The organism is Acidovorax sp. Q11, assembly GCF_054950075.1.
In genome coordinates, this window is record NZ_JBUDZG010000006.1 from 1 (window position 1) to 21,600 (window position 21,600).

18 protein-coding genes and 1 pseudogene are annotated in these 21,600 nt (G+C 66.0%); 5 read left to right on the forward strand and 14 right to left on the reverse strand.

Annotation, left to right across the window (positions count from 1 at the left end):
* The 5 genes from ACYZGB_RS07025 to ACYZGB_RS07045 form a co-directional block, all read right to left on the reverse strand.
* The coding region (locus ACYZGB_RS07025) for an IS30 family transposase (RefSeq protein ID WP_462387542.1) at positions 1–520 on the reverse strand (520 nt) is incomplete at its 3' end.
* Between the two features lie 378 nt (positions 521–898).
* A complete protein-coding gene (locus tag ACYZGB_RS07030; RefSeq protein WP_462387543.1) occupies positions 899–2,788 on the reverse strand; it encodes a M14 family metallopeptidase in 1,890 nt (629 codons plus the stop codon).
* A gap of 156 nt (positions 2,789–2,944) precedes the next feature.
* Positions 2,945–3,988 (reverse strand): endonuclease/exonuclease/phosphatase family protein, encoded by a 1,044-nt coding sequence (locus ACYZGB_RS07035; RefSeq protein ID WP_462387544.1) that lies wholly within the window; start codon positions 3,986–3,988, stop codon positions 2,945–2,947.
* Between the two features lie 76 nt (positions 3,989–4,064).
* Positions 4,065–4,688, reverse strand: a complete 624-nt coding sequence (locus tag ACYZGB_RS07040; protein ID WP_462387545.1) for a Rossmann-fold NAD(P)-binding domain-containing protein — start codon at positions 4,686–4,688, stop codon at positions 4,065–4,067.
* Positions 4,689–4,722: 34 nt separating this feature from the next.
* Positions 4,723–6,525, reverse strand: coding sequence for a DEAD/DEAH box helicase (locus ACYZGB_RS07045; RefSeq protein WP_462387546.1), 1,803 nt, complete (start codon positions 6,523–6,525; stop codon positions 4,723–4,725).
* A gap of 251 nt (positions 6,526–6,776) precedes the next feature.
* On the opposite strand from ACYZGB_RS07045, the gene ettA reads away from it, so the two are divergent.
* Together ettA and ACYZGB_RS07055 are read left to right on the forward strand one after the other, a co-directional pair.
* On the forward strand, positions 6,777–8,438 hold the full coding sequence (gene ettA / locus ACYZGB_RS07050) for an energy-dependent translational throttle protein EttA (protein ID WP_462387547.1): 1,662 nt from the start codon (positions 6,777–6,779) through the stop codon (positions 8,436–8,438).
* Between the two features lie 89 nt (positions 8,439–8,527).
* Complete coding sequence (locus ACYZGB_RS07055; protein WP_462387548.1) at positions 8,528–11,053, forward strand: DUF1631 family protein; 2,526 nt, start codon at positions 8,528–8,530, stop codon at positions 11,051–11,053.
* Between the two features lie 24 nt (positions 11,054–11,077).
* On the opposite strand, the gene ACYZGB_RS07060 is transcribed toward ACYZGB_RS07055, so the two are convergent.
* The 3 genes from ACYZGB_RS07060 to ACYZGB_RS07070 form a co-directional block, all read right to left on the reverse strand.
* Positions 11,078–12,445, reverse strand: a complete 1,368-nt coding sequence (locus tag ACYZGB_RS07060) for a TAXI family TRAP transporter solute-binding subunit (RefSeq protein WP_462387549.1) — start codon at positions 12,443–12,445, stop codon at positions 11,078–11,080.
* A gap of 236 nt (positions 12,446–12,681) precedes the next feature.
* On the reverse strand, positions 12,682–13,197 hold the full coding sequence (locus ACYZGB_RS07065) for a CREC-EF hand family protein (RefSeq protein ID WP_462387550.1): 516 nt from the start codon (positions 13,195–13,197) through the stop codon (positions 12,682–12,684).
* A 10-nt stretch (positions 13,198–13,207) separates the two neighbouring features.
* Complete coding sequence (locus ACYZGB_RS07070; protein ID WP_462387551.1) at positions 13,208–14,005, reverse strand: lectin; 798 nt, start codon at positions 14,003–14,005, stop codon at positions 13,208–13,210.
* A gap of 225 nt (positions 14,006–14,230) precedes the next feature.
* Between ACYZGB_RS07070 and ACYZGB_RS07075 the strand changes: the two genes are divergently transcribed.
* The 3 genes from ACYZGB_RS07075 to ACYZGB_RS07085 are packed head-to-tail and all read left to right on the forward strand — an operon-like array spanning position 14,231 to position 15,798.
* Positions 14,231–14,473: a hypothetical protein gene (locus tag ACYZGB_RS07075; protein WP_462387552.1), complete on the forward strand. Its 243-nt coding sequence runs from the start codon at positions 14,231–14,233 to the stop codon at positions 14,471–14,473.
* Between the two features lie 6 nt (positions 14,474–14,479).
* Complete coding sequence (locus ACYZGB_RS07080) at positions 14,480–14,953, forward strand: CSS-motif domain-containing protein (protein ID WP_462387553.1); 474 nt, start codon at positions 14,480–14,482, stop codon at positions 14,951–14,953.
* A gap of 47 nt (positions 14,954–15,000) precedes the next feature.
* Positions 15,001–15,798 carry an EAL domain-containing protein gene (locus ACYZGB_RS07085; protein ID WP_462387554.1) on the forward strand — a complete coding sequence of 266 codons (798 nt, stop codon included), beginning with the start codon at positions 15,001–15,003 and terminating at the stop codon, positions 15,796–15,798.
* A 16-nt stretch (positions 15,799–15,814) separates the two neighbouring features.
* Here ACYZGB_RS07085 and ACYZGB_RS07090 read toward each other — a convergent pair.
* The 6 genes and pseudogenes from ACYZGB_RS07090 to ACYZGB_RS07115 all read right to left on the reverse strand — a co-directional run bounded on the left by ACYZGB_RS07090 (position 15,815) and on the right by ACYZGB_RS07115 (position 21,599).
* Positions 15,815–17,405: pseudogene (locus ACYZGB_RS07090) on the reverse strand (methyl-accepting chemotaxis protein).
* Between the two features lie 284 nt (positions 17,406–17,689).
* Positions 17,690–18,697, reverse strand: coding sequence for a P1 family peptidase (locus tag ACYZGB_RS07095; RefSeq protein ID WP_462387555.1), 1,008 nt, complete (start codon positions 18,695–18,697; stop codon positions 17,690–17,692).
* A gap of 77 nt (positions 18,698–18,774) precedes the next feature.
* A complete protein-coding gene (locus ACYZGB_RS07100; protein WP_462387556.1) occupies positions 18,775–19,146 on the reverse strand; it encodes a copper-binding protein in 372 nt (123 codons plus the stop codon).
* Entirely contained in the window at positions 19,143–19,676 is a 534-nt protein-coding gene (locus ACYZGB_RS07105) for a DUF411 domain-containing protein (protein WP_462387557.1), read from the reverse strand. Before ACYZGB_RS07105 ends, ACYZGB_RS07100 begins: the two co-directional genes overlap by 4 nt.
* 29 nt (positions 19,677–19,705) lie before the next feature.
* Positions 19,706–20,203 (reverse strand): cupredoxin domain-containing protein, encoded by a 498-nt coding sequence (locus tag ACYZGB_RS07110; RefSeq protein ID WP_252658306.1) that lies wholly within the window; start codon positions 20,201–20,203, stop codon positions 19,706–19,708.
* Between the two features lie 13 nt (positions 20,204–20,216).
* On the reverse strand, positions 20,217–21,599 hold the full coding sequence (locus ACYZGB_RS07115; protein WP_462387558.1) for a multicopper oxidase family protein: 1,383 nt from the start codon (positions 21,597–21,599) through the stop codon (positions 20,217–20,219).
* Position 21,600: the final 1 nt, after the last annotated feature.

Below are 21,600 nucleotides of genomic sequence, written 5' to 3' on the forward strand. Positions count from 1 at the left end.
CCGCACCCGAGGCGATGGTGTCGCCCTCCCAGTCACCCAGGCGCGCTCGCTTGTCCACGATGGCGGGGCGCTGTGCGATGCCCACGCGATCGCGCAGCTGCCCCGCACCCGTGTGTGCCTTGCGCCGGTGCTGGCCGCAACGCAGGCGCGGTGCAACCTGCCCCATGCGGCGCAGCCGGTTGTAGATGCAGGTGTGGCTGATGCGCAGGCGCCTTTCCAGCCCCAGGCGGGCTGCTGCCTGCTGAGGCGACAGGTCCAGCTGCAGATACGACAGCACCAGCGCCCACTGGGCATCGTCAAAGCGCTGAGCGTTGGTCTGGCCGCTTTGGCGCGCAAGAGCCTGTTGATGGGCTCTTGGGGCTTGGTACACCTTGCTGGCGCTGCTGTTGCGCCGGATCTCGCGGGCAATGGTGCTGCGGTGGCGCCCCAGGCGCAGGGCTGTCTGCGTGATCGACAGCCCCACGTCGCGCAGACATTGGATTTGGTAACGTTCGCTTTGGCTCAGATGGGTGTAGTTCATGGTGCACTTGGGTTGACTGGCAGGTCACACAAGTCATCTTCACTCACTTGTCTGGGCCTACCTTTTGGCTACGTGCACTTCGTTGTTTAAACCGCCAAGAAAAAAAGGGCTCTGCGCGCTACCATAAAGGATTTGTTGCTATATATTTTATAGCAACCCCATGCTGTCGCTTTTTCCTGGAATCACCCACCGCGCCTGCGCCTGCTCTGAAATGGCCCGCCCGAAGCAGGCTGGCCATGTCGGCCGTCAAACACCCCTCGCTGCCACCGGGGCGTCTGCACGTTTTGGTGACCGCAGGCCCTCTCTGCGCAGGCGGTCTGCTCTGCCGCTACAGCGGCCGAGGGTGCCGCGCCCTTCCGTTGGGGCGTGGTTTACGAATTACTCGGTTTCTTCAAACACCAAGGCGGGCGTGGCCATGACACGGGCCATCTGGCCCAGGTCTTCGATCATCCGGTTGGCGAAGTAGCTGTTCTGCGTGTCTGGCTCCAGCGCGGCCACGGCCAGATTGGCGCGGGGTTGGTTCAGCGGGACGTAGAAGCTGCCTGCCGGAGCATCCACAGCGCTGCGCACTGTGGACACCTGGACACGTACGATGCCGGTGCCGCCGGCAATGGTGCCAATCACGTCCTGGCGGTCGCCGGTTTCGCGCGCGGTTTCCCGGTAGGTTTCGGCCAGCATGGCGCCGGGCTCGGCCACACGCATCACTTGCAGGCCCAGCAGCCGCAGGCGCTCCACCGCCGCTGTGGAGCCCGCCGCCAGCCAGTATCCGCAGGGACGTGCGCGCGACTTGGTGGCACGCAGGGTGAGCGACGAGTTCCAGTCCACGCGGATGGTGCGGTCTGCACCGGTCTCCGGGTCCAGGAAGTCCAGGTCCCGTTGGGTGGGGGTGGCTGCAGCCTCTACCACCACCTGATCGCGGCAGGCCTGGGCGCTCACGTCCCGGGCGACAAAAGAACGCACCTGTTCGAGGTTGGCGGCCCGCTCGGCCGTGCTGCGCAGGGCGCTGGAGATGGCGGTAACCTGCGAATGCACACGGCGCTGGATGTGCATGCGGCCAATGCCCACGCCGCGTGTCTCGATGAGCAGGCTGACGGTGTTCTTGAGGCCATTGACGTTGCGCCCCGTGTCGGGCTGCGTGCCGCCCATGGAGATGCGCTTGTCCTCCAGGTTGGTCGAGGTGGTGTAGTACCAGTCGCTGGTGATGCCCTGGGCCTTGAGCGCGGCCACCATGGGCTGGTGGTACCACTCTTGCGATGCCTTGGTCAGGAACTCGGGGTAGTTGGCTGTGGTGGTGTACTGCAGCAGGGCGTCGTAGCGCTGGACGGCGTTGAACTTCTGCAGGTATCGGCCCACCACGGTGTATTCGTGGGCATCCACCACCAGGATGGGACGGTAGTCGTTGATGACCCGGGCCAGTGCGCGGGCCTCGGGGGTGTTGAGCAGCAGGTGGTCGCGGTTCATGTCTGTGCCATTGGCCGTGACGCGGGTGCCGACCTCGGCACCATCGGGATTGGCGCGGGGCACCACCACCACGTTGATGCGGTCCAGCAGCGGCTCCAGCAGCCCCTGGGCCAGTTCACTGCTGATGACCAGCAAGGCTTCGCTGCCTGCGGGCTCGTCACCATGCTGCTGGCCGATCAGCACCACCGTGGGGCGGCCGCTGTTGTCCAGGCTGGCGGGGTCCGTGCCTGCCGCGCGGGTGAGCAGCAGCCCCTGGATGGGCTCGCCGCGCTGCGAGGTACCGATGTTGAGCAGCTTGGTGCGTGTGGCGCCACGGGGGACTGCATCCGAGAGGGACCGCAGCCATTGGCCCAGCTCGGCGTTGGTGGTGAAAGCCCGGCGATCCTGTGCCAACCCCGGAGTGTTGTAGGAAATGGGTGGATTGGGGAAACGTGCGGCAACGGCGGCGCTGTAGGGCGGCGCCATGGGGCCTTCGTTCTGCACCACCAACGGTGCAGCCGGGGGCAGAGGGGTGGACACCACGGCTGCGCGCTGTGGCGGCTGCTGCGGTGGCAGTTGCTGCTGGCCCAGCGGCGCAGGCACCACCGTACCCTGCTGCGCGCGTGGCAGCGGGGCTGGAGCGGTGGGCCGCTGGGCGGCTGGTGTGGAGGGCCAGGGGGGCAGCGGTGTGCTGCCACAGGCCGTCAGCAGCAGGGCAGCGAGGGTGGCTGAGACCGTCCAGCGCATGGCCCGCAAGGAAGCCGTGACGGGGCGGGCGGTGTCTGTCCCTGCGTGGGGCGTGCGGCGAAGAGATGGGTGCATGGTCATGGGTGTTCTGCCAAGGGATGCCTCGCTGGGGGCGTCTGTGCCATGGATGTTACCTGTGCAGTTGTGCCAAGCTGTATCGGCGTACATCCCGTTGCAATGCGCTGGTTGACATGGCGAGGGGTCTGCACTCCAGGCCGAATGGTCTTGTGGCGATGGCTATGGTGGCGACTGTGGTGTTGCGGGCGGCATCTTGAGCCGCAGCAGCGCACGCACAAACCCATGGTCGGACCGGGTGCGGTCGCGGCCTTCGTGCAGGTGGTCGTTGAAGTAGTCCACCCGGCGCACATCACCCACGCTGTTGCGCCCGGTGGCCATGAACTCTTCGCTCACCAGGATCTGGTCAAGCACGGAGGGCGAACCCTGGTGGATGTGCGAATACGCCACGTCTTTTTTCAGGGCAGCCTCGCCCTGGAGGTCATAGGCGTTGAACAGTGCCACATCCCGCGCCGATCGGTCGTATGCGATCTCGGTGGTGGCGCAGATGAGCTGGGTGGTCACGCTGTCAGGCGTGTCGTTGAAGTCGCCCAGCACCACCAGCGGGATGCTGGTGCGGTGCAGCAGGTCGATGATCAGGCAGCGCAGCGCCATGGCTTCAGCACCCCGCATGACCAGCGAGCGCAGCGATGCCAACGCCATCACCTTGCGGTCGTCGCGGTCCTCGGTGGGGTTGCCCTGTGCATCCTGCAGGAACTTGGGGCGTTTGGATTTGAGGTGTGCGGTCAGCACATTGAGGGTCTGACCATGTTTCATGCGCAGCGTGGCGACCAGGGGTGGGCGCTCGAAGCGGGTGTGCGGCCCCATGCCGGGCACCTCCACCTGGAAGCCCGGGGGGAAGTCAGCAAACGACTGCAAAGCATCCACTTTGAGCCGCGTGGCAATGCCCACGCGGGGTGTACCTTGCGCGCCATGGCGCTCGGCGTCGTTCTCGGCACCGGGGACGGCCACAAAGTCGTAGCGCAGGCCGCTGCGGCTGAGGGCGCCCTTGAAGGCGGCTTCGTCCCAGACCTCTTGCACTGCCAACACATCAGCATTGAGCACGCGCAGGCGCTCCCCCAGCCAGGTGAGCTTGCGCTCGAACTCTGCGGCGCTGTAGGGGTCCTGGTTTTCATAGAACATGCGCCCGGGGTTGGCCAGGTTCAACACATTGCAGGTGGCCACCATCAGGGTGGCCAGGGGCTGGGGTGGGTCGTTGGGGCGCATGAGGAGTAGGAGGCGGGGAATCCGTAGGGGCAAAAAACTTGCGGGTCAGATCTCAAGCGCTGGAGCTGGGCCAGCGTCAAGTCGGCCGCAGCGCGCGGCCCGACAGCACCTGCAGCCCGGGCGGGCCTGACTGTACGGCATGGACCAGCGCACGCCCCACATCGGTGCCGGGGCGGGCTCGGTAGTTGTCGGGAATGAGCGGGTCCAGCCATTTGAAGAGCTGGATCGAGAGGGATTCGGCCGGGCGTGCAGCCTGCTGCAAAGCCTGGCGCTCGCCGATCAGCAAAGAGGGGCGGGCAACGACCAGGGTGGCAAAGCCCAGGGCCTGCAGGTCGCGCTCGACCTCGCCCTTGACGCGGTTGTAGAAGATGCGTGAATGCGGATTCGCGCCCATGGCAGTCACCACGCCGCAGCGGCTTGCGCCAGCGGCACGTGCGGCCTGGGCTGTGGCCATCACCGCGTCGTAGTCCACCTTGCGAAAAGCGCTCTGGCTGCCCGCCGCCGCAATGGTGGTGCCCAGGGTGATGTAGACATCGTCCACCGTCGGCAATGGGGGCAGGTCGGAAAAATCGACCGCATGCAGTTGCAGCCGAGGATGGGCCAGCGCCGGAGGGCGCCGGTCCCGGGCATGCAGCACATGGATGGTGGCTGCGCCCGGGGAGTCTGTTGAAACAGGCGGCGAGGTGCCTGCAGCGGCCATTGGCGCCGCTGCGTGGCCCCTCGACGGGATTGTGTCAGCGGTTAAAAGAGCCGCGAGGACCGCCCGACCCACGAGGCCCGTTGCCCCGGCCACCAGAATTGCCGCCGCCATAGCCGCCACCTCCACCGTTGCCGCCACGATAACCGCCACCACCACGGCGACCGCCGCCGCCCATGCTGTCTACGCTGGTGCGCATGGGGTCAGGCTGTCCACCAGCCGAATGGCCCGAGTGGCGGTTGCCGGGGTTGCTGTGGCCCGAGTGTGTACCCAGGTGGGCATTGGCGCGTGGGGGTTGCGAGTCGTCATAGCGATTGCCGCCGCCACCCTCGTAACCACCGCCACCGGAGCGACCGCGTGCAGGGGCTTGGCCACCGGCACGTGCGCCGCCGCCCTGACCACCACCGGCACGGCCGCCACGCGGGCCATTGCCACCGCCATTCGCTGCAGCACCGCCACCGGCGCGCCCGCCACGGCCACCGCCGCCATTGCCACCACCGGCAGGGCGGAGGCCGCGCTCGCCGACGCCGCCGCCATTGCCAGCGCCCTGGCCGGCCTTGTTGGTGCGAATACGTTCCATCATTTCGCTGCGGGCGGCCTTGGCGGCTGCCTGCATCACGTCACGGCTCGGGGGCTTGCCTGCGCCGCCCCAGATGGTTTGGCGGCCCATGGCGATGGGCTCGGCCTTTTCACCGGCATCGGGGCCAAAGCCTTCAATGACCTGCACGGGGATCTGCTGCTTGGTGAAGCGCTCGATCTCCATCATGAAGCCTTCTTCGTCCATGCAGACCAGGCTCACGGCTTCGCCCGTTGCGCCTGCGCGGCCGGTGCGGCCAATGCGGTGCACATAGTCTTCCGAGACGTTCGGGATTTCGTAGTTCACCACATGGGGCAGGTCGTCGATGTCGATGCCGCGTGCTGCGATGTCGGTCGCCACCAGCGCGCGGATGTCACCGCTCTTGAAGCCTGCCAGGGCCTGTGTGCGGGCGCTCTGGCTCTTGTTGCCGTGCAGCGCCATGGCTTGAACGCCGTTCTTGGTCAGGAACTCGGCCACGTTGTTGGCGCCGAACTTGGTGCGGGTGAACACCAGCACCTGGCTCCAGTTGTGCTGCTGGATGATGTGCAGCAACACCTGCTTCTTCTTGCCACGGCCCACGGGGTGAATCACCTGGGTGATGCGCTGCACCGTGGTGTTGCGGGGGGTGACCTGGATGCTTTGCGGGTTCTTGAGCAGGGTGTTGGCCAGGTCGCGGATCTCGTCGCTGAAGGTGGCCGAGAACAGCAGGCTTTGCTTGTCCTTGGGCACCAGGGCCAGCACCTTCTTCACGTCGTGAATGAAGCCCATGTCCAGCATGCGGTCGGCTTCGTCGAGCACCAGCACTTCCACGGTGGACAGGTCCAGGAAGCCCTGCTGCTGGAGGTCCAGCAGGCGGCCGGGGGTGGCCACCAGGATGTCCACGCCGCGCTTGATGCGGTCGATTTGGGGGTTCATGCCCACACCGCCGAAGACGACGGTGGAGTTGATGTCGAGGTATTTGCCGTATTCGCGTACGGACTCTTCCACCTGGGCGGCCAGTTCGCGGGTGGGGGTCAGCACCAGGGCGCGGATGCCCTTGCCGCCGAACTTGTTCTTGGGGGCTGCGCCTTGCGAGAGGCGGTGCAGCATGGGCAGGGTGAACGCGGCGGTCTTGCCGGTGCCAGTCTGGGCGCCGGCCAGAAGGTCGTGACCTTCCAGAACAGCGGGAATGGCCTGGGCCTGAATGGGCGTGGGGGTCTCGTAGCCCGTTTCGTGCACGGCCTTCAGGATGGCAGGAGCCAGGTTCAGTTCGTCAAATGTCATGTCTTTGGATGCGCCCGTCCGGGGCGCTGGGTATCGGCCTGTCGTGCAACCGGGGGTTGCCGAGCCAGTCTCAAGCCGATGAGGTTCAGGATTGGGAGCCCGGAAGCAGGGTGCTTCTTTCGTCCCCAGCAGTGTGCTGATGCAGCGGGCAACTGGAGCTCGCTACGACGGGTATTGTCGCATGGCCCGATAATCTCGGTTTGCACGCAGAATTTCTTCTGCCCACTTTCGCAGGTTTAAGACACAAGCAAATGGCCCAATACGTATTTTCCATGAACCGCGTCGGCAAGATCGTGCCGCCCAAGCGCCAGATCCTCAAAGACATTTCCCTGAGCTTCTTCCCGGGCGCCAAGATTGGCGTGCTGGGGACCAACGGCTCCGGCAAGTCCACCCTCCTGAAGATCATGGCGGGCCTTGACAAGGAAATCGAAGGCGAGGCCATCCCCATGGCCGGTCTGAACATTGGCTATCTGCCCCAGGAACCCCAGCTGGACCCGACACAAACCGTGCGCGAGAGCGTGGAAGCGGCCATGGGCAAGGTGTTCGCCGCCAAGGCGCGCCTCGAAGAGGTCTACACCGCCTACGGCGCCGAAGATGCCGACTTTGACGCGCTGGCCGCCGAACAGGCCGAGCTGGAAGCCATCATTGCCACCGCCGGTACCGACTCGGAACACCAGCTTGAAATTGCTGCTGACGCGCTGCGCCTGCCTCCATGGGACGCCAACATTGGCGTGCTCTCCGGTGGTGAAAAGCGCCGCGTGGCCTTGTGCCGCCTGCTGCTGTCCAAGCCCGACATGCTGCTGCTCGACGAGCCTACCAACCACTTGGACGCCGAATCGGTGGACTGGCTGGAGCAGTTCCTGCAGCGCTACTCCGGCACCGTGGTGGCCATTACCCACGATCGCTACTTCCTGGACAACGCCGCCGAATGGATTTTGGAACTGGACCGTGGGTCCGGCATTCCGTACAAGGGCAATTACTCCGACTGGCTGACCCAGAAGGGCGCCCGTCTGGAAGCCGAACAAAAGGGTGAGGAAGCCCGCGCCAAGGCCCTGAAGAAGGAACTTGAATGGTCGCGCCAGAACCCCAAGGCCCGCCAGGCCAAGAGCAAGGCCCGTCTGGCCCGCTTTGAGGAACTGAGCGATTACGAATACCAGAAGCGCAACGAAACGAACGAAATCTTCATCCCCGTGGCTGACCGCCTCGGCAGCCAGGTGATCGAGTTCAAGAACGTCACCAAATCGTTTGGCGACCGGGTGCTGATCGACAATCTGAGCTTCAACATCCCTGCGGGCGCCATCGTCGGCATCATCGGGCCCAACGGCGCTGGCAAGTCCACGCTGTTCAAACTGATCGCCGGCAAGGAAAAGCCCGATTCGGGCGAAGTCGTCATCGGCTCCACCGTCAAGATGGCCTTCGTGGACCAGCACCGTGACGACCTGTCCAACGACAAGACGGTGTGGGAAGACGTCTCGGGCGGCCTGGACATCCTCAACGTCGGCAAGTTCCAGATGGCCAGCCGCGCCTACTGCGGCCGGTTCAACTTCAATGGCGGCGACCAGCAAAAGAAGGTTGGCATGCTCTCCGGGGGGGAGCGCGGTCGTTTGCACCTGGCCAAGACCCTGATTGCGGGCGGCAACGTACTGATGCTCGATGAGCCGTCCAACGATCTGGACGTGGAAACCTTGCGTGCTTTGGAAGATGCACTGCTGGAGTTTGCTGGCACGATGTTGGTAATCAGCCACGATCGCTGGTTCCTGGACCGGATTGCCACCCACATCCTGGCGGCCGAAGGTGACAGCCAGTGGACGTTCTTTGACGGCAATTACCAGGAGTACGAGGCCGACAAGAAGAAGCGTCTGGGCGAGGAGGGTGCTAAACCCAAGCGGATGCGTTACAAAGCCCTGAAATAAGCCACCGGTAGGCGGTTCAAAGACCTGAATCCAGCCTTCAGGTCAAGTAGGATTGCAACTGGAAACCTGTTCGCCGACTCCTCCCCACCATGTCCCAGCCTGCGTCTCGTACGAGAACCGTGTTTCGTGCCTGTGTCGTCAACGCCGTGCGCGGGGGCGAGGCATTGATGCAGCAGCTGGTCAAGGTCACCCAAGGGGCCTTGGCGGAGGAAGAGACGGGCAGTGTCGGCATCCAGCAGCGCAACCTGATCAGCGACAGCCTGCGTTACCTCAACCAGCATGAGGCTGCGCTGGTCAAGGGCTATCCCATGGCCCTGCTGGAAATCTTTGCCGAGGGGCCTGCCGTTGCCAAGGGGCGCAGTTCTGCCGACGACACCGGCATGGATTTCGGTGAGCTGTCGCTCATGGACGAAAACGAGATGCTGGCGCAGGTGGAACTCTCCAAGGCCCAGCAATCGGCCTTGCATGCCACCGATGCCGTTCTGGCTGAACTCAATACCCTGGTCAGCGCTGCTCAGGGATTGCGCAGTGTGCAGCCCGAGCGCAACCCGTTGCGCCCCGAAAGTTACATACGGGCTCTGCAGCGGGTAGTCAGCGATACGGGCGTGTCCCCCGAAGTCCGGCAGCTCTGGATGCAGCACATGCGGGACTTGCTGGGCAAGCTGCTCGTAGAGGAATACAAAAACACCGCCAAGAGCCTGCGCGAGCATGGTGTCCAGCCAGTGGGCTATGCCGTGCTGGGCACGCCATCGGGTGGCGGCGGCCGCAACAGCGGCCCGGGCACGGGCTATGGGCAGGGGGGCTATGGTGGTCCTGGCACCAGCTATGGCACCGGGTACTCGGGCTATGGCCATTCAATGAATGCCCCCATGGGCGACTACGGCAACACCGGCTACGGCCGGGGTGTGGGGCCGTCCACGGGCTGGAGCGGAGACTCCCAGCAAGCCCCCATGTTGGCGGCGGTGGATGCGGCTGAAGAAGCCCTGCTCACGGTGGGCATCCTGCGCCAGATGCTGGCCGGTGGCGATCCGTTTGCCCCCCCAGGTTATGGGGCCGTGGTTGCGCAACCTGTGGCAGGGCAGCCCGGATGGGTGGATCCCCGCGCGGGCACGGCCAGCGCGCAGTCTTCGCTGTCCGGGGCGTATTTCCCCCCGGGAGCGGCAGCCGAGGCCATCGAGGACATGGCCCAGCTGGAGCGGCTGGTGGGGCGCCTGGCGGGTGGCGCTGGTGCCAGCCAAGGCGGATCATTGCCGGTGCCTTTGTCAGGATGGCGCGGCCCTGGGGTGGCGCCGGTGGTGTATGCCTCCATGCCCATGGAGGCTGCGACGCAGTCCACCGCCATGGCGGTGGAGGTGGTGGGCCGCATGATGGCGAACATCGCGCAGGATGCGCGTTTGCTGCCCCCGGTCCAGCTGGCGGTCAAGAGCCTGGAGCCCGCACTCAAGCAACTGGTGCACCACGATGGGCGCTTTTTTACCGATGGCACCCATCCCGCACGTCGCCTGCTTGACGAGCTGACCCAGCGCAGCCTAGCCTTTACCGCAGAGACAGACCAGGGATTCAGCCGTTTCATGCGCTTGGTGACGGAAGCCGTTGAGCACCTGTCCACCAACGAGATCAAAGACGCTGGTCCTTTCGATACCGTGCTCAAGGCGCTGCAGTCGGCATGGGACAAGCAAGAACAGAAAATCAAGGCAGAGCAGGAAGCCGAGGAAAAAGCCCGCCTGCATGCCGAGCAGCGGGAGCTGCTGGCTGAAAAGGTGGCGGCGGATATCCGCAAGCTGCCTGACCTGGAGCAGGTACCTGCCGACATTCTTGATTTCGCCGCAGGCCCCTGGGCCGACGTGATTGCCCTGGCACAGGTGATGAACAGCGACGGCGGCAAGGACGACCCGGGGGGGTACCTGGCGCTGGTGCCCGTGCTGCTCTGGAGTGCCCAGCCGAACTTGACACGGCAAGAGCCGGACCGGCTCAATGAAGCCATTCCCGGGCTGCTCGCCAAGCTGCGCAAGGGCCTCAAGACCGTCAACTACCCCGCAGTCCAGACCAGTGCCTTGCTGCAGCGCTTGGTGGGTTTGCACCAGGAGGCCTTTGAAAAGCCTGCGCCCGTCGTTGCGCCAGAGCCTGCGGTGGAGGTCCCCCCCGAGGCCGTAGCCGTCGAAGCGCCGCCTGCGGCGCCCGAAGAGACCGAGGGCAGCAGTACACAGCCTGTGGAAGTGCCCGACCCCTATGCCGATTTTGTGATCGGTGCATGGGTTGAATTGGTGACCAATGGGCGCGTGGTGCGTACGCAGCTCACCTGGGCCAGCCCCCATGGCACGCTGTTCCTGTTCACCGCGCCAGACGCAAGCACCCAGTCCATGACGCGACGGATGCGGGATAAGCTGGCCCAGGAGGGGGCCCTGCGCGTGGTACCAGCGAATCCGCCCAAGGGCTCCAGCCGCGCAGCAGATGCTGCGGGTGCAGGGGCGGCAGGCGCAACAGGCTCGGAGCGCAGGTCTTCCGACGGCCGTGCTTCCGGTGCGCGGCCATCGTCCAGCTCCAAGATGGCGCCACTGTCCAAGTCGGCGCCTCTCTCTCCCTCGTCGGGCGCCAAGTCTTCCAAAAGCCGCTGAGTCGCCCGACTTGGCTTCCTGCGGTCAGGGGGCTGCAGCCTCCTGAAGTGGCCTGGGTTCTCCCCCCTCCGATGCGCGGATGAGTTTTTTGCGGACCAGGTGAATGTGATTGCGCAGGGCGTACAGCTCATCGGCGTAGGAGAGGGGCACGCTCACTTTTTCGGCCTGGGCTTCCAGTGCGCTCAGGGCCTTGAGCAACTCGGTCGTGTCGGTTTTGCCGGCCTCCAGGTCGCTCTCGATTTCGCGCAGGCGGCCATACCAGCGGAACACGCGCGAGCGCACGCGGAACTGGTACAGCGGCGGCACGATGCGCGACAGCGGCAGCATGATCGCCAGCAGAATACCCAGGACCAGCCACATGCGCTCAATCAGGTTGGCAATCCAAAAGGGCAGGTAACGCTGCAGCATGGGCACGGCCTCGTTCATGGCGCGATCGGCTTCCTTGGCAATGGGCAGCTCGCTGTTGCGTGCATTGGGGAACTCGCGCGCGCGGTTGAACCAGCCAGCGACGCCGTGCAGCTTCTGGGCATTCTGTGCAAACAGCGTGAGCAAGGCCGGGTGCGTGCCCTCGCGGGCCAGCAGCGAGGTGGTGGACGCCACCAGGCGCACGTCCCGCGTGGGCACATTGGCGGCCAGGTCCACCACGCCGCGCGGCAGGGTGACCGGTGTCAGGAACGGAAAGCGCCGCGCATAGGCCTCGTGCTGCGCGAAGTCCAGCAACTGGACACCGGGGGTTTGCAGCAGCATCTGCACCATCAGGGATTCAGGGGCCGATGCGAACACCAGCGCGTCCAGCTTGCCCGCCAGGAAGTCCACGGTGGCCGGGGTCTGGTCCAGGCGCGACAGCTTGACCGCTCCCCGCTCAACCTTGTTGGCCTCCAGCAGGCGCTCCATCAGCGTGGGCACACCACTTCCCTGCGATCCGACATTCACGTGCAGGCCACGCAGTTGCCGCAACCCGTCGAGCCGGGGGGTGTCATACGTGCGCTGCGCCGTTTCGGAGCGGTAGAACAGCCACACAGGCTCCACAAACAGGTTGCCCAGAGAGACCAGTTCATCGGGGTCGTCGGGCAGGAGTTCGGCAGTTCCGCCTTGCACAAACGCTACATCCGCCTTGCCTTCGCGCAGCAGTTGCAGGTTGTGCGATGAGCCCTCGCTGGGCAACAGCACCACCTCTATACCATCCACTGCGAGTGCCTTCTGGTAGCGCTTGCCAAACTCTTCGTAGGCGCTTTGCGCAGGCCCAGTGGCCAGGGTCACGGTTTTGGGCGGATTGGGATTGAGCCACCAGTAGGCCAGCGCCAGCAGCCCCACGGCCAGAAAAGCGAGCGGACCGGCGGAAACGATCAGATCGCGCAGGGAAAGCAGGGTGTTGCGAAAGGCCTGGGACATGGGATAGGGATGAAGATCACAAAAGCAGCGGGGCAGGTACGACACGGCTTTGGGCCGGGACTGAAAGGATGCTCCAGCCCCGCCCGCAGAAAGTCTGTTCGGCGGCCCCGTCGATTATCCCGGGCCGTGGAGTGTGTGGCGGGCGGAAGTCCGCGCCACCCCAACCCCAGCTGGTACCAGCTGGGCTGCGCGGGGCTCGGGGTGGCAAGACAACCGACCGCCCCCTTGCCCACGGCTTACTGTGGCTGGCGCCGCCGCTGGCGCTCGTAGGCAATGCACTCCTGCAGGGACAAGAGGTCGTCCTGATTACCGTCTGCGGCCTCGAAGTAGGCCATGCGCGCCTGCACCACCTCCGAGAAGGACAGCTTGCCATCAGCGTCCTTGTCGGCCGCAGCCAGCCTCCGCAGCGCGCCCTTACCGATGCGGGGCACCTGGCCCAGTTGAGCCAAGTGCACGTAGCCCTGTGCATCGGGCCCCAGGCTGTGCCAGCTCTGCACGATGTCCTGGTGGAACTCGTCCAGCGACACGTTTCCATCGTGGTTGAGGTCGGCCGATGAGCAAATGGCCTGGAGGCGGTCGGCGAGCGGCCTGGCCGCCTGCTTGGAGCCCGCTTTGGCGGGCTGGGCCGGGGTGGTGGGGGATGCCACGGGGGCATCGGCTGCGTGGGCTGCCGGGGCAACAGCCAGGAAGGCCAACGAGGCCAGAGCGCAGGTGGCTGCGCAGATGCGGCGAACGGCTTTTTTTATCATCATCACGCACTCCTTACCACCACCAGCGCTGGCTGGGGCTGCGGTTGCAGGGCCAGACCATGGTGTGCGCGCCCGGGCGAACCTGGCCGGCCTCCACATCCAGACATTTGCCGGTGAGCTGGCTCACGATCTGCCCGCCCCGGGTGCTCCAGCTCTGGCTGCGCGAGCCCGAGCAGGACCACAGCACCACCCGCGCGCCATCGCGCGGGTCGCCCCGGTCTACGTCCACGCACAGGTCGCGCACCCGGATCTCGCCGCCGCGCCCCACTGCGAATCGCTGCGACGCCGTGCCGTTGCATTCATACACTTGCAGCGTAGTGCCGGGCTGAAACTTGCCGCCGCGCACATCCAGGCACAGGCCGCCGCCCGCACGGATCTCGCGGCCCCAGTCGCCACCCTGATGGGGGTAGTCCGGGTACTCGGGGCTCCGGTCGTTGTCGTGCCGGTTGTGGTTGGCCAGCAGGGCAATCCCCGCGATGGCGGCCACCGCCGCCACGGCCGCTCCGGCGTTGGAGCCACTGTTGCTGCCGGGGGCGTAGCTGCGCGTGACCTTGAAGCGCCCGCCACAGCCGCCGTTGGTCCACAGCTCGCGGTTGGTCAGGTCATAGCCCCAGGTGCGGTTGAAGCGACAGGCGCCCTGCGTCTGCTCCACCAGATCGACCTGGGTAACATCGTCCGCCAGGCGGTAGGAGGTATAGCCGCCGCTGGACTGCAAATCCACCACCTGGTCCTGCGCCTGCACCGCCTGGACGCTCATGAGCAATGGCAGGCACAGCAGCCACGCGGGTTTCCGAAAGGCCGGGTCTTTCATGGTTTTCTCTCCTCGTTGCGATAAGGGGCGGGGGGCTGGCAGGGCTCGCCGCAGGGCGCCACCCGCTGTCTGCATCATAGGATGGCCTGCAGCCATCGCGTTCGGTTGTAGTTCGCGCCATCGGTTGAAATCCCGTAGGCCCCACGGCGCCGGTTCGTGCATGATGGCACCGCGCCAGGGCAAGACTGTGTCTGCCTGTGTCATTCCCAACCACTGCCGTGCCCGATGAAACGCTTCTATGTCGTTGCCTCCATCCCACTGCTGCTGGCGGCGCTGATTCCGATTGCGGCCTCGCTGTGGGTAGCCCATCGCAAAGCCAAGGACGATCAGATCACCTACCTGACGTCGTTGGCGGACGAAGTGCTGCGGCGCGGCGTGGCCTCGCGCCAGCAGCTGGTGGCCGCGCTCAACGCGCTGGACCGGGACCCGCACCCACCCTGCAGCCAGGCCAGCCTCACGCGCATGTAGCAGCTCGTGGGCACCTCGTTCTACCTGCAAGGCATGGGGTCGGTGATGGACGGCACCCTGGTCTGCAGCACGCTAACCCAGGGCAGTGACCTGGTGCCGCTCACTGGGAACCACATGGTCACCTCCACCGGGATTGCCAGCTGGATTGGCGCCCGCCTGCCTTTTGCGCCTGATCAGCCCTTCAACATCTACGCCCGCAACGGCCACGCGGTGATCATCCACCCCGGCATCGTGATCGACATGCCGGTGCTTCACGCCGATGTCTCGCTGGGGTTGCTGATCAGCGCGCCGCAGGCGCTGATACGGTCCAAGGGACCGCTGGATGCGCAGTGGCTGGCTTTGTACACCCCCCATGCCAGCAGCCAGGTCGAAAGCGACACCCACCACATCGTTTTCCGGGCATCGAAAGACAACAACATTGCAGCCATTGCCGCAGCCCCAAGGCCCAGGCCTACGGCGGGCTCTGGGCCCAGGCGCTGATCCTTGCGCCGCTGGGCCTGGTCGCCAGTGCCCTGTTTGCACTGGGCGTGGCGGTGCTGACCCGGTGGCAGATGTCGCCGCGTGTGCGGCTGCGGGCAGCCCTGCGTCGGCGCGAGTTTTTCATCCTTTACCAGCCCATCGTCGATCTGCAAACGGGCCAATGGGTGGGGGCCGAGGCGCTGCTGCGCTGGCGCCGCCGCAATGGCACCCTGGTGCCGCCCGACGAGTTCATTGCCGAAGCCGAGAAGGCCGGGGTCATCGCTTCCATCACACGCTACGTGATCGACATGGTGCTGGCCGACCTGCCTGAGCTGCTCAAGGCCCGCCCGGGGTTTCATGTGAGCCTGAACCTCTCGCCCCAGGACCTGGTGGCCGACGGGCCCGTGCAATACCTGCAGCGGCGTTTCAGCGCCGTGGAGTTTCCGGCAGGCGCGCTGATGCTGGAAGTCACCGAGCGGGGGCTGGTGGACATCGAAGCTGCGCGCCCTGCGCAGCAGTCTGCGCGGCAGATCGGGGCGTCGATTGCACTGGATGACTTCGGCACGGGCTACTCCAGCCTGTCCATGCTGGAGTCCATCGACATCGACACCCTCAAGATCGACCGCATCTTCATCGCCAGCATCGGCGCGCAGGCTGCCATCAGCCCGGTCACCACCCACATCATCGAAATGGCCCACACGCTCAAAATGGCGCTGATTGCCGAGGGCGTGGAGACGCAGGACCAGGTGGACTTCCTGATCGCGCGCGGCGTGCGCCAGGCCCAGGGCTGGAAGTTCGCCCGCGCGATGCCCCTGGTGGAACTGCTGGCCGGGCTGCGCGCGGCACCACCCTCCCGCCCGCAGTAACGCCACCCAACCCTGTTCACTTGAGCAGCAGTGCCGACCCGCTGCCGTGAATCCGAAAGACCGCCACGGCATTCACGAGGTCGTCGGCCTGCCCGCGCAGGCTCGATGCGGCGGCCGCCATTTCCTCCACCAGTGCGGCATTCTGCTGGGTCGCCTGGTCCATCAGCGTGACCGCTTCGCCCACCTGCGTGACCCCCCGCGCTCTGTTCGGAGCTGGCAGCGCTGATCTCGCCCATGAAGTGCGTCACATTGCGGATGCTGGCCACCACCTCGGTCATGGTTTGGCCTGCCTTGTCCATCAGGGCGGTGCCGTGCTCCACGCGCCCCACGCTTTCGGTGATCAGGTGCTTGATCTCCTTGGCGGCAGCGGCGCTGCGCTGGGCCAGGTTGCGCACCTCGCTGGCCACCACGGCAAAGCCCCGGCCCTGCTCGCCTGCGCGGGCGGCTTCCACGGCGGCATTCAGCGCAAGGATGTTGGTCTGGAAGGCGATGCCGTCGATCACGCTGATGATGTCGTTGATCTTGCGGCTGGAGTCGTTGATGTCTTTCATGGTGGCAACCACCATGGCCACCACTTCGCCCCCCTGCTGCGCGACGGTCGAGGCCGAATGCGCGAGTCGGTTGGCATTCACCGCGTTGTCCGCGTTCTGCCGCACAGTGGAGCCGAGCTGCTCCATCGATGCCGCAGTTTGCTGCAACGCACTGGCCTGCTGTTCGGTGCGCATCGACAGGTTCTGATTGCCCTGCGCAATCTCGACGCTGGCGGTAGAGACGCTCTCCGACCCCTGGCGCACCCCCGCCACCAGGTTCGACAGGCTTTGGCGCATGGCCTCCATCGAGGCAACCACCGTGGCGATTTCGTCCCTCCCCTGCGCCACCAGCGGCGTGGCCAGGTTGCCCCGCGCAAACTCCTGCTTGGCCCGGCTGGCCTCGTTCAGGGGCCTGACGATGGAGCGCATGGTGGCGATGCCCAGTACGCAGGCAAACACCACCATCGCCACACTCAGCACGATCAGTTGCAGGCGCAGCGATTCAAACTGGCGCACTGACTGCTCGCTGGCCCGCTTGCTGATGGCGTCACTCTCGGCCAGAAATGTGCCGATGTTGCCCACCAGCTTGGTCAGCAGAGGGCGGCATTCCGTGTTTATCTTCTGGACCGCTGCGTCCTTCTCGCCCTGGCTGCCCAGCCGCGTGATCTCCAACGCGATCGGCCCATAGGCGGCTTCCGTCTCCTTGATCTGGGCCAGCAGGCTGCGCAGGGGCGCTGTTTCGGGCGGGGCGGTCTGGAGGGCCTGCTCCACGCTCTTCAGGGCCCGCCCCATGCTGTCGTGCGCTGCCCCGATGAGCCGGAGTTCGGCGGCGGCATCTTCTTTCGACCCCGCAATCATCAGGTTGCGTGCCGAGATGGCCCGCGCGTTGGCCGCATCCAGCACCTGGTTGCCCAGGCTCTTGACCACATTCAGGTGATTGACCTGGTTGTCCAGGCTCTCCTGCGTCTTCGCTTCTCCGTGCAGGCCCATGATGGCCACCAGGATCAAGGCACCGGTGATAACCAAGTAACCAATGCCAAGTCGCGTCTTGATGCTCAGGTTTTGCAGGACATTCATGCCATGGGCCCCCCAGCTAGTGATAACGATGATGCACTTTTGTTGGTCAAAGCGCCATGTTTTCAGAGTTTTGTGAGCAGATCGCCACGCGCGCTCCCGTTGCACGGGGGCGCCACGGCGTGTCACAACCCTTGATGCTGGGCTGCTTTTCAGCCCCGTCAAGGTTTTTTTGACCGCGTACGGCACGGCTTCGTACGCCGTCCGCTGGGTTCCTGGATACCGTTGCTGAGAGCCTGGAGTGTCTTCGGCGCATCGGGGTGGTCCAGTGCCACACCCGGTGGGCCTCAGCCCAGTTCGGAGGCAGAGGGCAGGTACAAGCCCTCCGCCGTGGTGATGGCCCTGGCCGCCCGTGCCGCCCGCGCCGTGGCGATGGCCGTGGCCTCGGCCGCCATGGTGGCTAGCACCATCATGCCCAGGCTCTTGCCGCTGCGGCCAGTGCCCAGGCTGAAGAGTGTGTCGCCGTCCGACATGGTGTGCACCGGGTTGATGCTGCGCGCCAGGCCGTCGTGCGCGGCCACGGCCAGGCGGTGGGCCTGCACCTTGGTGATGACTGCGTCGGTGGCCACCACGCCGATGGTGGTGTTGGTGCCCGCCAGCAAAGGCTGAGGCGGGTCGCCGCGCAGCAGGGCGCGGCGTGTGTCGCGCAGGCGCAGGCCGTCGTCGGTGCGGGCCCCGGCGATGACTTGCGCGGTGTCGGGGTCGATCACATCGCCCAGTGCATTGCAGGCGATGAGGGCGCCCACCGTGACGCCGTCCACGGTGACGGACGCCGTGCCGATGCCGCCCTTCATCGCGCGCTGGATGCCAAAGATCTTGCCCAAGGCTGCACCCGTGCCCGCGCCCACATTGCCTTCGGCCGGGTCGGCGGTGGTAGCCGCCGCGCAGGCGGCGTAGCCCGCAGCGGCATCAGGGCGCACGCGCATGTCGCCTACCAGCAGGTCAAACAGCACGGCGGCGGGCACGATGGGCAGGCGGCCCACGGCCACGTCAAAACCCACGCCGCGTTCTTCGAGCCAGCGCACGGCGCCTGTGGCCGCATCCAGCCCCCAGGCGCTGCCGCCCGCCAGCATGATGGCGTGCACCTGGTCCACCAGGTTGGAGGGGTGCAGCAGGTCCGTCTCGCGTGTGCCTGGCGCGGCGCCACGCACATCCACGCCAGCCACGGCGCCTTCGCGGGTGATGATGACGGTGCAGCCCGTGGGGCGGCGGGTTTCGGTGAAGTGGCCGACCTCGATGCCGGCCACGCGGGTGATGCTGCCAGCGTCGCCAGCCAGTGCGTTGGAGGAACTCATGGCCGTTGATTATGGTGCCCGGGCGCAGTGCCCTGCTTGCGCAGCATCAGTGGCCTGATGCTGCGTTTGGAACCGCATCAGGGCGCTTTCTCAATCTTTTGGACGTGGTAGGCGCCGTTGACCTGCTCGGCCCGGAAACGCACCTTGTCACCCGGTTTCAGATCGCCCACCACGCTGGCGTCCGCCACCCGGAACACCATGGTCATGGGCGGCATCTCCAGGTTCTTGATCTCGCCGTGCTTCAGCGTGAGGCGCAGGGTCCGCGGGTCCCAGCGGGTGATTTCGCCTTCGCTCAGCTCTGCTTGTGGTGCGGGCGCTGCGGTGGCTGCAGGGTGGTGGCTGCCGTGGCTGTCCGATGCGGTTGCGGCGGGTGCCTGCGCCAGCGCGGGCCCCTCGGCAAGCAGGACCAGGCTGGCCGCCAGCGGGATGGAAAGGAGTGCCTTCTTCATGTGGATGCCTTCTTGTTGTAGCTGTTGAACACGCGTGTGCTGCCGTCGTGCGCCACCAGCAGCACGTCGTAGGGGTCGCGCCGGTCGCCATACACGGGGCCGTCCATGCCTGGGGAGCCCACGGGCATGCCCGGCACCGCCAGGCCCAGTGCCTTGGGCTTTTGCTGCAGCAGCTTGCGCACGTCGCTGGCGGGCACATGGCCTTCGACCACATAGCCGCCCACCAGCGCGGTGTGGCACGAGCCCAGCTTTTGCGGCAGGCCCAGGCGGGCGCGCACCGCGTTGTTGCCGGTGGCATGCACCTTCACAGCAAAGCCGTTGGCCTGCATGTGGTCCACCCAGTCCTGGCAGCAGCCGCAGTTCGGGTCTTTCCAGACCTCGACGGGCGTGGTGGCCGCCGTGCCTGGGGCGGCGCGGGCGGTGGTGGGCAGCAGGGCGATGGCCAGGCCCGCGCCCGCCACGGGCAGGGCGGCGGCCAGCCATTGGCGGCGGGTGGGCTGGGCAGGTGTGGTGCGTGGTGTGGGTGTCATGGTGTTGCTCCTGCGTGGATGGGTGCGGGTCATGGTTTGCGCGGGCGAACGGTGATGGTGCCCGTCATGCCCGCCTGGTAGTGGCCCGCGATCAGGCAGGCAAAGTCGAACTGGCCCGCGCGGTTGAACTGCCACACGATGTCGCCCTTCTTGCCCGCGCCCACATGGGCCATGTAGGGCTCGTCGTGTTCCATGCCGGGGTGCTTGACCATCATCTCGGCGTGCGCGTCCAGCTCGGCCTTGGTGCCGATCACGATCTCGTGCAGCACCTGGCCCTTGTTCTCGGCGCGCAGCCGCACGGTCTCGCCCTCACGCACTTCGATGTGGCGGGGCGTGAAGCGCATGTCGTCCGTCATGCGGATGGTGATGGTGCGGGCCACGGCCTGGGTGTCGCCTGCTATGCCCCAAGGCTTTTGTTCCTTCACCACCGGGGCATTGCGGTTGTGATGGGGCATGTTTTCATGACCAAAAGAGGCGTTTCCGCCCGCTAGTAAAGCGCAAATAGCTATCAATTTAATAGTATTCATGGTGTGTCCTGTCTCAGTGTTGGTGGCCGCTGGCGGCGGGTTTGCGGGCGCTGGCCGCGCCGGGGGCGGTGCCCGGCGCCGTGGTGCGCGCGGGGCGGGGTGTGCTGGCCGGGGCACCCTGCCATTCGTAGGCCTGCGTGCCCGGTGGCTGGGTGTAGTCGCCGGGGTCGCGGTAGTCGCCTGCCGCCAGCCCCGCACGCACCTTGAAGGTGGTGAACATGCCGCCCATCTCCAGCGGGCCATAGGGGCCGGTGCCGGTCATCATGGGGAAGGTGTTGTCGGGCAGGGGCATCTCCATGGCACCCATGTCGGCCATGCCGCGCTCGCCCATCACCATGTAGTCGGGCACGATCTTCTGGATCTTGCCGACCAGGCCCCGGTGGTCCACGCCGATCATGGTGGGCACGTCGTGCCCCATGGCGCCCATGGTGTGGTGGCTCTTGTGGCAGTGCAGGGCCCAGTCGCCGGGCTCGTCGGCCATCAGCTCGATCTGCCGCATCTGGCCCACGGCCACATCGGTGGTCACCTCCGGCCAGCGCGCGCTTTTGGGCACGGGGCCGCCGTCGGTGCCGGTCACCTCGAACTCATGGCCGTGGATGTGGATGGGGTGGTTGGTCATGGTGAGGTTGCCCACGCGGATGCGCACCCGCTCGCCCTGGCGCGCCACCAGTGGGCTGATGGCCGGGAACACCCGGCTGTTCCAGCTCCAGATGTTGTGGTCCAGCATGGTGTTGACCTTGGGGGTCATGCTGCCGGGCTCCACGTCGAAGGCGTTGAGCAAAAACGCGTAGTCGCGCTGCACGGCGGCAATCTGCGGGTGGATGCCTTTGGGGTGGGTGATCCACAGACCCATCATGCCCATGGCCATCTGCACCATCTCGTCGGCGTGCGGGTGGTACATGAAGGTGCCGGGGCGGCGCGCCACGAACTCATACACAAAGGTTTTGCCCGGTGGAATCGCCGGCTGGTTGAGCCCGCCCACGCCGTCCATGCCGTTGGGCAGGCGCTGGCCGTGCCAGTGGATGGTGGTGTGCTCGGGCAGGCGGTTGGTGACGAAGATGCGCACGCGATCGTCCTCAACCACCTCGATGGTGGGGCCAGGGCTCTGGCCGTTGTAGCCCCACATGTTGACCAGGAAGCCGGGCGCCACCTCGCGCACCACGGGCTCGGCCACCAGGTGGAATTCCTTGACGCCTGCATTCATGCGCCAGGGCGCGGTCCAGCCGTTCAACGTGACCACGGGGTTGTAGGGGCGGCCCGTGGGCGGGTGCAGCGGCGGCGCGGTGTCGGCGCTCGATTGCATGGCGGGCTCGGGCAGCGCGGCCAGGGCCACGCTGCTGACAGAAGCGGCGGCCACGGCCGTGGCTGCGCCGGAGAAGAAATTGCGGCGGTTCATG

Coding starts and splice junctions, on each gene's coding strand:
- ACYZGB_RS07030 (WP_462387543.1), bottom strand. CDS start 2,788: ATGACCATGCACCCATCTCTTCGCCGCACGCCCCACGCAGGGACAGAC.
- ACYZGB_RS07035 (WP_462387544.1), bottom strand. CDS start 3,988: ATGCGCCCCAACGACCCACCCCAGCCCCTGGCCACCCTGATGGTGGCC.
- ACYZGB_RS07040 (WP_462387545.1), bottom strand. CDS start 4,688: ATGGCCGCTGCAGGCACCTCGCCGCCTGTTTCAACAGACTCCCCGGGC.
- ACYZGB_RS07045 (WP_462387546.1), bottom strand. CDS start 6,525: ATGACATTTGACGAACTGAACCTGGCTCCTGCCATCCTGAAGGCCGTG.
- ettA (WP_462387547.1), top strand. CDS start 6,777: ATGGCCCAATACGTATTTTCCATGAACCGCGTCGGCAAGATCGTGCCG.
- ACYZGB_RS07055 (WP_462387548.1), top strand. CDS start 8,528: ATGTCCCAGCCTGCGTCTCGTACGAGAACCGTGTTTCGTGCCTGTGTC.
- ACYZGB_RS07060 (WP_462387549.1), bottom strand. CDS start 12,445: ATGTCCCAGGCCTTTCGCAACACCCTGCTTTCCCTGCGCGATCTGATC.
- ACYZGB_RS07065 (WP_462387550.1), bottom strand. CDS start 13,197: ATGATGATAAAAAAAGCCGTTCGCCGCATCTGCGCAGCCACCTGCGCT.
- ACYZGB_RS07070 (WP_462387551.1), bottom strand. CDS start 14,005: ATGAAAGACCCGGCCTTTCGGAAACCCGCGTGGCTGCTGTGCCTGCCA.
- ACYZGB_RS07075 (WP_462387552.1), top strand. CDS start 14,231: ATGAAACGCTTCTATGTCGTTGCCTCCATCCCACTGCTGCTGGCGGCG.
- ACYZGB_RS07095 (WP_462387555.1), bottom strand. CDS start 18,697: ATGAGTTCCTCCAACGCACTGGCTGGCGACGCTGGCAGCATCACCCGC.
- ACYZGB_RS07100 (WP_462387556.1), bottom strand. CDS start 19,146: ATGAAGAAGGCACTCCTTTCCATCCCGCTGGCGGCCAGCCTGGTCCTG.
- ACYZGB_RS07105 (WP_462387557.1), bottom strand. CDS start 19,676: ATGACACCCACACCACGCACCACACCTGCCCAGCCCACCCGCCGCCAA.
- ACYZGB_RS07110 (WP_252658306.1), bottom strand. CDS start 20,203: ATGAATACTATTAAATTGATAGCTATTTGCGCTTTACTAGCGGGCGGA.
- ACYZGB_RS07115 (WP_462387558.1), bottom strand. CDS start 21,599: ATGAACCGCCGCAATTTCTTCTCCGGCGCAGCCACGGCCGTGGCCGCC.